Source organism: Flavobacterium tructae, from assembly GCF_001853485.1.
GTDB lineage: Bacteria > Bacteroidota > Bacteroidia > Flavobacteriales > Flavobacteriaceae > Flavobacterium > Flavobacterium tructae.
Map to the genome: position 1 here is coordinate 22,375 of NZ_MIKE01000025.1, position 13,941 is coordinate 36,315.

Annotated in this window: 11 protein-coding genes; 5 read left to right on the forward strand and 6 right to left on the reverse strand. The window is 35.9% G+C overall.

The annotated features are described in order from the left end of the window. The first annotated feature begins 96 nt into the window (after positions 1-96). The 5 genes from BHE19_RS16120 (at position 97) to BHE19_RS16140 (ending at position 3,732) form a co-directional block, all read left to right on the forward strand. Positions 97-813 (forward strand): tRNA threonylcarbamoyladenosine dehydratase, encoded by a 717-nt coding sequence (locus tag BHE19_RS16120; protein WP_070907982.1) that lies wholly within the window; start codon positions 97-99, stop codon positions 811-813. A gap of 153 nt (positions 814-966) precedes the next feature. Beyond that, entirely contained in the window at positions 967-1,629 is a 663-nt protein-coding gene (locus BHE19_RS16125; RefSeq protein WP_017498592.1) for an HAD family hydrolase, read from the forward strand. Between the two features lie 70 nt (positions 1,630-1,699). Continuing rightward, the gene (locus BHE19_RS16130) at positions 1,700-2,542 is read left to right on the forward strand and encodes a DUF2911 domain-containing protein (protein WP_017498591.1); all 843 of its coding nucleotides are present in this window, start codon (positions 1,700-1,702) and stop codon (positions 2,540-2,542) included. A gap of 249 nt (positions 2,543-2,791) precedes the next feature. Further along, complete coding sequence (locus BHE19_RS16135) at positions 2,792-3,316, forward strand: TetR/AcrR family transcriptional regulator (protein WP_070907983.1); 525 nt, start codon at positions 2,792-2,794, stop codon at positions 3,314-3,316. A gap of 2 nt (positions 3,317-3,318) precedes the next feature. Then, on the forward strand, positions 3,319-3,732 hold the full coding sequence (locus BHE19_RS16140; RefSeq protein WP_017498589.1) for a nuclear transport factor 2 family protein: 414 nt from the start codon (positions 3,319-3,321) through the stop codon (positions 3,730-3,732). 117 nt (positions 3,733-3,849) lie between these two features. Here the strand turns inward: BHE19_RS16140 and BHE19_RS16145 are convergent, their stop codons facing one another. From BHE19_RS16145 to BHE19_RS16170, 6 genes are all read right to left on the reverse strand, one after another. Further along, positions 3,850-4,479 (reverse strand): MCP four helix bundle domain-containing protein, encoded by a 630-nt coding sequence (locus tag BHE19_RS16145; protein ID WP_070907984.1) that lies wholly within the window; start codon positions 4,477-4,479, stop codon positions 3,850-3,852. A 232-nt stretch (positions 4,480-4,711) separates the two neighbouring features. Continuing rightward, positions 4,712-6,448, reverse strand: a complete 1,737-nt coding sequence (locus BHE19_RS16150) for a sodium:solute symporter (RefSeq protein ID WP_070907985.1) — start codon at positions 6,446-6,448, stop codon at positions 4,712-4,714. A gap of 123 nt (positions 6,449-6,571) precedes the next feature. Further along, positions 6,572-9,103: a PIG-L family deacetylase gene (locus tag BHE19_RS16155; RefSeq protein ID WP_070907986.1), complete on the reverse strand. Its 2,532-nt coding sequence runs from the start codon at positions 9,101-9,103 to the stop codon at positions 6,572-6,574. Positions 9,104-9,310: 207 nt separating this feature from the next. Then, on the reverse strand, positions 9,311-10,948 hold the full coding sequence (locus tag BHE19_RS16160) for an LVIVD repeat-containing protein (protein WP_070907987.1): 1,638 nt from the start codon (positions 10,946-10,948) through the stop codon (positions 9,311-9,313). Positions 10,949-11,169: 221 nt separating this feature from the next. After that, positions 11,170-11,676, reverse strand: coding sequence for a hypothetical protein (locus BHE19_RS16165; RefSeq protein WP_070907988.1), 507 nt, complete (start codon positions 11,674-11,676; stop codon positions 11,170-11,172). A gap of 202 nt (positions 11,677-11,878) precedes the next feature. Continuing rightward, complete coding sequence (locus tag BHE19_RS16170) at positions 11,879-13,705, reverse strand: BamA/TamA family outer membrane protein (RefSeq protein ID WP_070907989.1); 1,827 nt, start codon at positions 13,703-13,705, stop codon at positions 11,879-11,881. Between the last annotated feature and the right edge of the window lie 236 nt (positions 13,706-13,941).

Below are 13,941 nucleotides of genomic sequence, written 5' to 3' on the forward strand. Positions count from 1 at the left end.
AACTGACCAACGTAAAACTTGAAACTTGAAACCTGAAACAAATAACCTGAAACCTGAAACAAATAAAAAAATAAACAAAAATAACAAGATTAACATATGGCAGAGTGGACAGAAAGAGCCGAGCTTTTATTTACGAAAGAAGGATTGCAAAACCTACAAAATTCCAATGTGTTGGTAGTAGGTTTAGGAGGAGTTGGATCATTTGCAGCTGAGTTTTTGGCAAGAGCAGGAGTAGGAAGTATGACTATTGTTGATGGCGATGTAGTAGATATTACAAACATTAACAGACAGTTACCGGCTTTACACTCCACTGTTGGTCAATCTAAAATTACGATCGTTGGAGACCGATTAATGGATATCAATCCAGAATTGAAACTAACAAGAGTACAAGAGTTTTTGTCTCCTGAAAGAGCTTTTGAGATGGTTTCTTCTGAGTTTGACTATGTGCTGGATTGTATCGACAGCATTACACCAAAATTGAATCTGATCATTGCTGCAAAACGTAAAAGAGTAAAAATCATCAGCAGTATGGGGGCGGGTGGAAAAATGCTGGCTTCGAAAGTAAAAGTAACTGATATTTCAAAAACAATAAACTGTTACTTCTCTAAAACAATCCGAAAGCGTCTAAAAGCCGAAAAAATAAACAAACTAAAAGTAGTTTTCTCCTCTGAAATTCAGGACGAGAAGAGTTTAAAACTAACAGACGGAAAAAACTTTAAAAAATCATTCTACGGAACCAACAGTTATATGCCGGGATTATTTGGTTTACATGTTGCTGAAACGGTGATTCGTCATTTGCTTAAGAAGGAGTAGAAAAGGTTCTAAGATACTAAGGTTCTGAGGGACTAAGTCTTTAACAGATATGTCTCAGAAAAAAAACTCAGAACCTTAGAATCTCAGTACCTTAGTACCTTTAAAAAAAACCTTAGAACCTTAGTAACTCAGAATCTTAGTATCTTTAAAAAAATGATAAAAACAGTAATCTTCGATATGGATGGTGTCATTGTAGACACTGAACCTGTACATCGTTATGCCTATTACAAACAATTTGCCGAATTGAATATTACAGTAACGGAAGAAATGTACACTTCGTTTACCGGATTTTCGACGCGAAATACGTTTCAGACGTTAAAAGAGCTTTTTCCAACAATTGAGCACGAAGTTGAAGATTTAATCCAACGAAAAAGAAATATTTTTAATGACGCCTTTGATACCAAAGAAGATTTGTACTTACTAGAAGGCGTTGAAGATTTAATAAAAGATCTATACGCCAACGGAATACAGTTAATTTTAGCTTCTTCGGCTTCAAAAGTAACGATTGAACGTGTGTTTACCAGATTCAATTTGCACCAGTATTTTACCGATATTGTGAGTGGTGAAGATTTTCCGCAATCTAAGCCAAATCCGGCCATTTTTGTGCATGCGGCTTCGCTATCGAAAGCTCCGAAAGAAAACTGTATTATCATTGAAGACAGTACAAATGGAGTAAAAGCAGCAAAAGGTGCCGGCGTATATTGTGTGGGGTATAATAGTCATCATTCGAAATTACAGGATTTATCAGATGCCGATTTGATTATCAATCACTTTGCCGAGCTGAACGCGCAAAAAATATCACAGTTAGACGCTTGAATTAAGTTAAATTTAACATTTATTCGCTAATTGAATTTGTAAATTTGAGGGAACAAAATAAACTACGAAAATGAAAAAACTACTTATTGCATTGGCCATTGTTTTGGCTCCTTTTGCTTCAGAAGCACAAATAAAAACTCCACAAGCGAGTCCTAAAGGATACATCAAACAAACCGTTGGATTGACCGACGTTGAAGTTACCTATTCAAGACCGGGTGCCAGAGGAAGAGCTGTATTTGGAAATTTAGTTCCTTTTGGAAAATTATGGAGAACCGGAGCTAATGAAAACACGATCATTAACTTTAGTGATGATGTAGTGATCGACGGGAAAACATTGAAAAAAGGTAAATATGCAATTTATACTATTCCTAAAATCGAAAGCTGGGAAGTTATATTTTACCTTTCTACTGATAACTGGGGATTACCTGAAAACTGGAGCGATTCTTATGTGGCGCTGAGAACTACGGTAAAAGAAGACGCATTGCCAACTCCGGTAGAAACTTTTACTATTGGAATTAATGGTTTAGATCCAAACTACGGTTATTTAGAAATGTCTTGGGAAAATTCTCATGTAGCGTTAAAATTTGAAGTACCAACTGCAAAAACGGCTACAGCAAGTATCGAGAAAGTTTTAGGAGGCCCAAGTTCAAACGATTATTTTTCGGCTGCTACTTATTTGTTTCAGGCTAACGGAAACATCGAAACGGCCAGAACTTATGTAGATAAATCATTAGACCTAAGCGCTGATAAACCATATTACATTTTAAGATTGAAATCGCAAATTCAGGCAAAACAAGGAGATAAAAAAGGAGCAATTGAAACCGCTAAAATTTCCCTTGCTGCTGCAGAAGCTGCTAAAAATCAGGATTACGTAAAATTAAATAAAGACAGTATCGCTGAGTGGAGCAGATAATAATTCACTGAATTAGAAAATTCCAAATTTAAAAAATCCAAATTCCAATGTTCAAGTGGAATTTGGATTTTTTATTTAGTATTGCTTTGGAAGTCTTAAAAAAAAGTATTTCAGAATTCACCCTGGTGTACTTTGCGTAAACCTTCGCGTTCTTTGCGGTTAAAAAAATAGAAGATTTATTCAAATAGACAGACTTGTCTGTTTTTTGATTTAAAGTTGTATATTTGTAATTCAAAACAGATAGTAGACATGCAACCCAAAGAACGAATTTTAGAAAAAGCCGCCTTTTTGTTTCATACCCAAGGATATAATTCCACAGGTATAAATCAGATTATTGAAGAAGCAAAAGTGGCAAAAGCAAGTTTTTACCAGCATTTTAAATCAAAAGAAGATTTATGTGTCGCCTTTTTAGAGTGGCGTCATGAATATTGGTTTACGAAGCTGGAGGAATTCACTTCAGATCAAAAAGATTCTAAATTAAAAGTTTTGGCTTCTTTTGACTTTTTAATAGCCATGAATCTAAAGGAAAATTTCAGAGGGTGTAGTTTTTTGAACCTACTTTCAGAAATACCTTCAGATAACGAGAAAGTACTGAGTGTCATTCAAAGCCATAAATCAGACTTACGAAATTACTTTAAAGCGGAGATTGAGAATGAGCTTTTGGCTGATCATATTTATTTACTATTTGAAAGCTGTATCATCGAAAGTCAGTTATTCAAATCCAATCATCTTATCGAGCAATCCAAGAAAATAATTCAAACTTTAATTTTATAATTATGGAACAGAAGTTACCATTGCCGCCTTTTACTTATGAAACGGCATTAGAAAAAATTCAATTGGCAGAAGATGCCTGGAACAGTCAGGATCCTGAGCGTGTTTCAAAAGCCTATACCGTTGATAGCGAATGGCGAAACAGAGATCAGTTTGTCAATGGGAGAGAGGCTATCATTCGCTTTTTGACCCAAAAATGGGAGAAGGAAAGGCATTACAAACTCAAAAAAGAATATTGGGCACATACCGAAAACAGAATTGCCGTGCGATTTGAGTACGAATATCAGAATCCCGATGGAAACTGGTTCAGAGCTTACGGAAATGAAAACTGGGAGTTTGATGCTAATGGACTTATGCAAAAGCGATTCGCCAGTATAAACGACTTGCCAATTAAAGAAGAGGACAGGAAACTGAAGTAATAGATAGCGTTATTTTTGACATTGACATTGATATTGACATTGACATTGATATTGAAACGGATCCGTAAAATCCGCGTATTAAATTCGCAACATTCTTAATGAGAACACATTCTAAAATTAGTTCAAGCTTGGCGGCTCAGGAATTTTGATACTTTTTTTAATTTTCTTGACAATCAAGAGGTAAAATGTGATTCCTCCTAAAATAATGAGGAGTGCAATTTGCAATTGCCCAAGACTATTGTTCTTACTGTACATTGCATTGGCATTCGCCAGTTTTGCTTTTCCTTCCTGAATCTGAATTTGCGATAAAGCTTCTAAGGTTTTTAGAGCTTCATTGCTTGAGACGGCGATTTTATTCCAGTTTTTGGCAGCAACCTGATGGTTTATTTCTTTACAGGAATTTAAAAAAGCATCGAAATATTGTTTTTCCGTATCGGTCAGGACAGTTTTAGCATATAAATCGTCAATGGTGTGGATAACATTTAATGTCTGAATGATTTCATCTTTTTTGATGGTATCGCTTAAGTCCAGTTTTTCGGCTTCCGATTTTATAAAATGGAGTTCTTTGGAGTATTGAAAAATGTAATGCGCCACCACTAAACGATCTTTGTAAATTGCGTTAATATTTTCATTTACATTTTTTGAATTTTGAAGCGTATTGAAATTCCCCAGAAGAATTAGAAGCATCACAATCAATAAAATAAAAGCAGCTTTAGTCTTATTGCTGTATTTTTTCAAATCTTTCATAGAGTTGGAATTTAGACGGTTGTTTTCTCAAAGATAAAAATTTTGTTGAAGAATTAGTTGAAGTAAAAGATTAGAAGTGAGATGTGAGATGGTTTTGAACTACCAGATTATTCGCTACAGCTTATTCAAAAGAAAAAAATCTTCTAAATTTGATTTTAGAAGATTTTTTTTAATTGTCCGGATTTAAATTCTTCAACCTGAAAAGGCTGTATACTAAATTTAGGTTTTAGAATCAATCTATAATAATTTCCTCAGCGTCCGGTTCATTTCTAAAAAAGGCCAGCTGCATAAACAGCGCAAGAACAATGGTTAGAATGGCTCCAATGAAATTCAGCCATAAATAACCCAGTTTTTCCTGACCGCTCGGGTAAATTGCAATCATAAAATAATAGATGATAAATATGGTAAGCTGACTGATTATAGCGCTATAAAACATGGCTTTGGCTTTTACGCGTCGGAGATAGAAGCCGACTAAAAAGATGCCTAGAACAGTTCCGTAGAAAATAGATCCAATAATGTTTACCAATTGAATTAAGTTTTCGAACAAAGTTCCCACGCAGGCAAAAAGTATCGCTACAATTCCCCAGAATAAGGTAAAAAACTTGGTTGCGTTCAAATAATGTTTATCTGATTTTTCAGTTTTCAGATTTCGTTTGTAAATATCAATGGCAGTCGTCGACGCTAAAGCATTTAACCCTGAAGCCGTTGAAGACATTGCTGCTGAAAGAATTACTGCTAAAAGAAGACCAATTAATCCTTTTGGCAGGTAATTGAGAATAAAATGAAAGAAGACATAATCTTTATCATTAGTTTCACTGTTGCTGTCAGCCTTGGAAATGATTTCTTTGGCACGATCACGAAGGTCTTTTTCTTTATTGGACAAGGTAACCAGTTCTTTTCGTAAAATCGGATTGTCGAAATCCTGATTCAGCTGGTCGATGTATAATAAATTGATTACTTTTTTGTCTTCTGATAAAGTGCTTAGTTTTTTTTCTAAAGCATGGTATTCCTCTTTGTATGGTGATTTTTCAATGACAATTTTATTGTTGGGATTGAAATTTAACGGAACGGGATTGAACTGAAAAAAGACAAAAACCATAACTCCGGTCAGCAGAATAAAAAATTGCATTGGCACCTTTAAAATTCCGTTCATAATTAATCCCATTTGACTTTCACGAACAGATTTTCCGGATAAGTAACGACCAACCTGCGATTGATCGGTTCCGAAATAGGCAAGGGCGAGGAAAAAACCACCGGTGATTCCACTCCAGAAGGTATATTTTTCTTCCGGATCAAAAGAGAAATCGACAATATTCATTTTATCGTTGGCTCCGGCAATGTGCAGCGCACTGGTAAAAGTCATATCGTTTGGCAGGTAGTGCAGAATCAGGAAAAAAGTAATAAACATCCCCGACATGATCACAAACATTTGCTGTTTCTGAGTTACGTTTACCGCCTTTGTTCCACCGGAGAAGGTATAAATGATAACCAGAACCCCGATTATAATGTTCATTAGAGTTAAATTCCATCCCAAAAGAGCCGAGAGAATAATCGCCGGAGCATAAATGGTTAAACCGGTTCCTAAACCTCTCTGAACTAAAAATAAAATGGCAGCCAGGGAACGGGTTTTTAAATCGAATCTCTTTTCCAGAAACTCATAGGCGGTAAATACTTTATTTTTATGATAAAGAGGAATAAAAGTCACACAAATCACAATCATGGCAATTGGCAATCCAAAATAGAATTGTATGAAACCCATTCCGTCATGGTAAGCCTGTCCCGGAGTCGAAAGAAAAGTAATAGCACTGGCTTGTGTGGCCATAACAGATAGTCCGACGGTATACCAAGGAGTTTCGTTGTTTCCAAGAATAAAATCTTCGACGTTTTTACTTCCTTTGGTTTTCCAAGAGCCGTACCCAACGATGAATAAAAGAGTAACGATCAGTACGATCCAATCAAATAGCTGCATAGGTTATGAGTATAATTTCATGATTAAGAAAAAAATCAGAATGTAAATGGCGTTGGCTACTAAAACATAAGTGTAGCTTTTCTTCCATTTTTTTATTTTTTTAGTTTCCATATTGGGAATAGTTTACTTTTTTAATTCCTGTTTGGGAGCCTCTATGGGCTGTTTTAATGAAATCATATTCGATAACAATCGATAAGCTCCGGCAACACCTTCGGGCAGCTCTCTAAAGAAGCTTAAACCGGTGTAAATATAGTATCCTTTTCCGTAGGGCGCTACCAACAGAGCACCATTTTTAGCCGATTCTCCTTTGTCATGTGAAGAAAGAATAGGAGTAAAGGCAGGATCGTACTGATCAGGATAATACAAACCTTGTTCTTGTTTCCAGCCTTCAAAATCTTTTGCACTGATTTTGTTTGGTGTGTTTAGGATAGGATGATTTGGAGCCAGAAAAGTGATTTTTGCATTTTCTTCAGTCACACGATCGTTTGATATTTTTAACGGGTATGGAGCAATTTGATCGGTTACCGTTTGTCCGTACGTATTGTATTGTACGATCATGTTTTTACCGCTTTTGACAAAGTTGAAAAGGATATTTTGTTTGTGTGCCAAAGCATTTATGGTATTATAGGCCCGTACTCCGGTCATTACAATATTGAAGGAATCCAGTTTTTCGGGTGTGATTTCTTCCGGTTTAATAATACTGACTTTGTATCCCATTTGGGCTAAACTTTCCGGTACTTCATCACCGGCACCCATAATATAGGCTATCGAATCACCATTTGTTTTTAGCTCAATTCGGATGCATTTTGATTCAGCCGGTTTTAAAACCATTTGTTTGGTAATATGACTGTAATCGATAATGGTCTGATCTTTATCAAAACGTTTGCCATCGACAACTGCAATACTTTTTGCAACAGCTTCTTCCGGATTTACGGGTGGTGTAACTTCAAAGTAAAAGATCTGTTCGTTTCCTTTTTTCTCTAAAGTAAAAGGAATTTCTTTAGGAGAAACGCTCCAGCTTTTTGGTAATTCCAATTGCAGATTTCCTTTGATACCGTCTTTCCCTGCACGTACTTTTACCGGAACCAACTTGCTTTTCGTACTTCCAAAAATTAAAACCTTTTCAAGAACTGAGGTCGTAACTTCAGGAACAATGTCAAGGAAATTGTACATTTCGCCCTTTACACCGTCATTGTATTTGTAAATGACAGTGCGCTCGAACGGAATCTCTACACCATTTATTCTGACATTAAAAACAACTTTGACTTGTCTGATAATATCGGGAATTCCAATGTTTTCCTGATTAGAAACCGTGTACATTCCTTCAGTTGCTTTTTCTTTTAACCAATAAGGCTGTGTGTATTCTAATGTAGTAGGAAGCTGAATTTGGTAGCTTATTTTTTGATCGTTATTGTTTTTTAGCACTATATTTTGTGGGGTGCTTTTCTGATCCGGTAATGAAGTCACACTGTTTAATTGCATTTCGATTGAAGATCTGTTAATGGCTTCCAAAGTAACTTTAATAGTGCTTCCAGGAGTGGCTTCCTGTTCAATTGCTGCAGCTTCCAGATACAATCCGGTACAGGAAGCGATGATATTTTTGATGGCGATTGATTTTACAGACTTCCAGTGATCGTCTTCCAATGCCTCAATCATAGTATAAGCTTTAACCAGATCCGGAATACTGGCTGAAGGATTGCTGAAATCATATTTGGCGATGATGGAAGAGATTAAATCTCCAACAGGTTTTCCGTTTTTAACGCGGTTCCATGAAGTATCAATTCCTTCAAATAAATTAGTTTTGTCTATCGGACGATCACCATTGATGAGTTCTAAAAATTCGGTTTCATCACCACGTGATCCGGTACTTCCAAAACCTTGTGATTGGTGACGGCTGCGGCTTAAAGCAGCAATTTCCTGATTTGATTTTCCAATTCCCGGATAGTAAACTCCGGTTTCCAATTGAATAAAGTTGGATTTATTTGCCGCTTTAAAATTTTCCTGACTTCCGTAGAACCACCAGGATGTATTGAAAAACTGACGTTTAACCTGCCAGGGTTTTACATATTTTAGTTGTTCCGGGTATATTTTCGGATCATTGGTGAGTTTAAAGCTTTCCACACTTAGCATCGCCGATGATGTATGATGCCCGTGTGTAGTACCCGGTGAACGGTGATCGAATCGGTTGATGATTACATCCGGCTGAAATTTTCGGATCGTCCAAATCATATCGGCCAGTACCTTATCTTTATTCCAGATTTCTAACGTTTCATCAGGAGTTTTAGAATAGCCAAAATCATTTGCACGGGAGAAAAACTGTTCACCACCATCAATTTTTCTGGCTTCGATTAGTTCTTGTGTTCTGATAACACCTAACAATTCGCGTAATTGCGGACCAATTAAATTTTGTCCACCATCACCGCGAGTTAAAGACAAATAACCTGTTCTGGCATTAACTTCATTGGCCATATAAGAAATTAAGCGGGTATTTTCGTCATCCGGATGCGCCGCGATGTACAATACGGAACCTAAAAAGTTTAATTTTTTAATTTGGTTGTAAATTTCAACAGAACTTGGTTTTTGTGGTTGTTGTGCAAAAGAAAGGGTAATGCCTGATAAAAAAAAGAGAAGAATTTGTATCTGAATTTTTCGCATAATAAGGTTAGGTGTTTTTTGATAGCGTTTCAAAAATACTAATTAAATCATGGAAGAGTATTTAAATGAAATGTTAATGTTTGGTTATTGATTTGCTTTTTTAAGAAAATTAATTCAAAAAAAAAGCTGCCAGATCAAATCTGACAGCTTTATAGAAAATAGATCTAATGTTTTAGATCATGTGGTATTTCTTAGGATTGCAGTAAATTATTTCAATTTATTTTCTGTGTCTTTATAGTTTCCTGTAATGGTAACATTGCTGTTCTTGGTTACTTTTCCATAAATGGTAATAGAAGAGTTGTTTCCAATAAAGTTAATCTTAGCACCACTATTTAATAGTAAGTCTCCCCAAATTACTACAGTACCTTCAACTTGTAATATCGCATTGCTGTTAATAATAAGTTGTGTTGGGTTAGGCTGACCGTATTTACCCTGAGACAATGTTCCTTTCATGTTGAAAGTTCCTCCACTGTTTAAGGTTAGATTATTTTGAACTGTAATTGAACCACAATGCGTTAATATTGCACCAGAATTAATAATGGCAGAGCTTATAGAGGTAGCACCGGAATACGATTTAACTTCATTTGAGTTCAGAATCAGATTTTGTCCCTGATTATAAGTACCATATCCTGTACAGCCATCAAAAGTGGTGTTTGGTTTTTCCATCTTAATAATTTTCAAACCACCTTTTCCACTGGCTACATAGATAAAATTACCGCTTGATTTTACATAGTTTGACGAACCTAGTATATCAACAGTTCCCAGTAAACCAAGTTGAGCCCCAGTTTTGTAGACATTTAAACCTGCAGCACCATTGGCAACAAAGGCATAACCTTCATTAACAGAAAGTGCATTGGTAACATTCTCTTCACCGGCAACAGCTAATGGAATAGTCTGTAATTTTGAACCGCTATTGATGTCGTAAACACCTAAGCCTTTATAACCTTCTGATACTAATAATTTTGTACCATCAAAATCTATCGTTCTTTTTGAAGCTTTTACATCTGTTGATGTGGTAAAGCTTTTTTGTAATGCCAGTGTTGATTCGTTGTAAATATTTACTCCTTTTGTTCCGCTCAAAGTCACGACTTTATCTCCGCTTATTGCTACAGAACGTAAATCTTCTACGGCAACTTTTCCTGAAATTGCTTTAGAGGCAGCATTAATTTTAAACAGACTTCCCTGATCTCCTGTTACTGCAAAGTAAGAGCCGGAATTCGAAGTAACATCGGTTGTTACGTAACCTTCAACATTAGTCGTAGTGTATTTATCCGTTAGCATACCTGAACTTAAAGGCATGTTAATGACAATTGCCGGGCTTTTTAGCGTAGAATTTTTATCGATATCGGCCGCTGCACCAATAATCAGACTTCCGTTTGAATAGGTAAGGGAGGTAATATCGGTATTGGCTATTAAGGCAGAAGTGATCAATTTAGGTTTATAAGGATCAGATACGTCAATAACATCAATAGCTCCTGAATATGCTTCACCACTCATGGTATAAGCAACGTAAGCATAGTTTCCGTTAACAGCTACATGACTGGCCTGTAACGTTCTCCCGCTATTGTCTTTGGGTGGATTAACTTCTGCGATTTGAACCAATGGAAAATCGGTAGCCGAAGATTGAGCGCTATTGAACAGTTTACCTGTTGAAGCTGATGAACCGGTAATTGAAATTACTCCGGAATTGGTGTAATCAAGTCTCTTATTTAAAGCCGTAACATCGCTATTGATTTCGATGTTGTTATTTGTTGCCTGATCATTCGTTGCAGAGTCGTCATGATTCGTACAAAATGTAAAAAGGGACAACACGGATAATGAAAATAAATAAACACGCTTTTTCATATAATGTATATTTAGTGGTTTAAAATTTTGTGCAAAATTACAGTTTTAAACGTAATGTATTGATATTCTTGTGTATAATTTAACTTTTTGAATTGTTTTGATTGATATTTTTATGTTTTCATCGTTAAATTAACGTTTTAGTTATTTAGTATGCATGCATAAAAAAAGAGTATCATGATTTTGATACTCTTTTGTATTGAAAGTTAATGATTTAGCAAAAACTAACCTCTTCTGCGACCGTAGTGACCATCATGATCGTCATCGTCATCGTCGTCGTCTCTATCATGTTTATGACGTTTCTCATAACGTTTTTTATCATAATGACGGTCGTCATAACCATATCTTGGTCTTGGCTTGTAACATCTTTGTGGAGCACCATGGTATCCTCTGTAATACTTTACTTTGTGACGATCAAAATAAACATAAGGAGTTCTGCCGTGATAGTCGTTCAAAACTACTTTATATCCTCCGTATAAATCATAGTTTCTGTATTGTCTTGGTAAGTAGGTTGTTCTTACCCATCGGCCTCCTCCAAAATATAAAAACTGTGAAGCTCTAACATCATAGTATGCTTCGATGTCGGGTAGATAATAATACTCCATTTCTTCGTATCCTGCCGGTCCCCAAGCCGGAGGTGTTCCTATGTTAACGTTTATAGATACCTGCGCTTGCGTGGCATTTGCAACCAGGAGAAAAAGTCCTGCAATTGCTAATTTTATTGTTTTCATTTTTTTTAATTTAAAGTTAAGGTTGATCCTGTTTTGTGATATTCATATACTGTGCCAAAAATTAAAGTACAATGCAGTTCATCGGATAAATGATGCATTTTGACGACTTTTTAAAAATGAATTTTATTTTAAAGTATTGAATACTAGTTGTTTTTGTAGTATGGATTTTTTTTTGAAAAAAGTAGAGAAAATAGATTTTTTACTATTTGTACTCTACAATTCTTGGCTTAGCCAGTTCAAAGCTTTGTAAGCCAAAATCAGAGGTCTGAAAAGTGTTGGTTTTAAAAACATTATCTCCCTGAAAAGGAATAGTAGGGTAGTAGGACAGTGAAATCTGGAAGGAACTAAATACTAAGTAGTCATTATTTATCGACAAACCTAAGGTTATTTTTTGGTAGGCTTTATTCCTTCCAACGGCATCATTTGGGGCTCCTAATACTGCCAGTCCGTAATTAAAGAATGGATTGATACGAAATCCTAGTAGTGCATAAGGGGAATAAGTTTGCGTTTGAAGTGACAGAACCACCTTATTTGTTCCATAGATTGCAGTATTAAATCCAGCCAAACCATTTTGCTCATTAATGTTAAGCTGATCTCCAATGATATTTTCCCGATTGGCACCAATAACGATGAATGGGTTTACAAATTGGCGGAGTTTCCAGTTTCCGATAGTGAATAGTTTCGTAAAATAATTAGATTCAAATGAGAAGGCCGTTTGATAGGTTTTCGAATCATGAAAAAAAGTACCGGCTTCCAGATTGGTACTAAAAAATCCCCAACGGTAGTAATTTCCAAAAGAGAACTGCGCTCCCGCATAAGGACGCCATTGTTTGTTTTTGTATTGATAGCCCAGAGTAATTCCGTATATTTTCCCAATGGGAACATCCTCTGTCTGACCATTTCTAAAAATATAATTGTCTTTTATAAATTTACGTCGGTTCAAACCAATTCCGCTTAAAATCAGTTTTTCATCAGAGTAAAAACGAGTGGGGTCGTAGAGTTCAGAAGGAGTTTGACTATAATTAACGTTCAGAAAACGTGCGGTTGCCACCAGATTGGTGATACCGTCTTCATCTTGAGTTACTTTACTGGCATGTCCTGCCCAAAAATCATGAAAATTATTTTTAAAGGGTTGAAATGCATACGATTTATCAGGTGCCTGCAAAGAGTCTTTTTTGTAGTTCTGTCCCACATATAAACCGCCGGCCCATCGGGTCAAAGGAGAATAGAAAAGTCGCTCAATGTTGATACTTTTCGTATAGTTGTTATCAATATCGATCTTGTAATATAAAGTGGTTCCTATATAAGTATTTTTAATATTGGGAATGTTGTAGCTTACTTCGTTGGCAGTACGGCCATCTTTAAATCGGTTGGTATGTTTGTAGTCCAATTGCTGTCCTGTTCCGAAAAAGTCTTTTTCTTTAATACCAAAAGACACCTGATTACCCGAGATCGCAAATCTGGGAATCGTACTCCAAGAGTCCAGAACCCTAATCGTTATGTCAACTGAATCTGAAGCTACTCCGGTTATCTTATTTGTTATTCTTACAGCTGTAACATATCGTTGCGATCGTATCAAACGCTCAGATTCCTGTACTTTATAAGTGTCGTAGGGGGTGTTTTTTTTAAAGAGCAGCAGATTATAAATGGCTATTTTTTTTGTTTTTAAATGCAATCTGTTTCCCGTTCTTTCTCCCCAGTTTTTGGGTATCTTAGTGGTGTCTGTAACCGAATGCCCAAACGGATCAAGTGTTATAATATTGATGTTCCGAATGATTTTACCACTAAAATCGGTGGTGTCATTTTGTACTAAAACTTCTTTTTTTTGTGTATTGTCTCCCCTGAAGAACAATTTGTGCAGGGTTTGAGTAAATTTATTCTTTTTCGAATAGTTTCTAATTTTCTGATAAACTTCGCTGCTGTCTTTTTTAGTTTTTGCGTCTTTCTGTGGTGGATTAACCTGTGCATAAGCGCCTTGTAAGCAAAAGCATAATAGAATAAAAACGACTATTTTTTTATTTACAGACATTATATAACTTTTTATAGGCTTAAAGGCTCATTTCGACATGAATATAAGCAATTATTATGACTCTTTATAAAATTAGATTCGTATTTCGTTACTGATAATTTTGTTTATGGCGTTTCCCTACGGGCCGGGCTGTATGCTAAATCTTTTGCAATAGGAGAACTTGGGAAATGCAAAAAAGGTTTGGGTATTGCAAAAGGATATCGCTGCCATCCCTAACGCTTTGAGAGAAAGAGGTA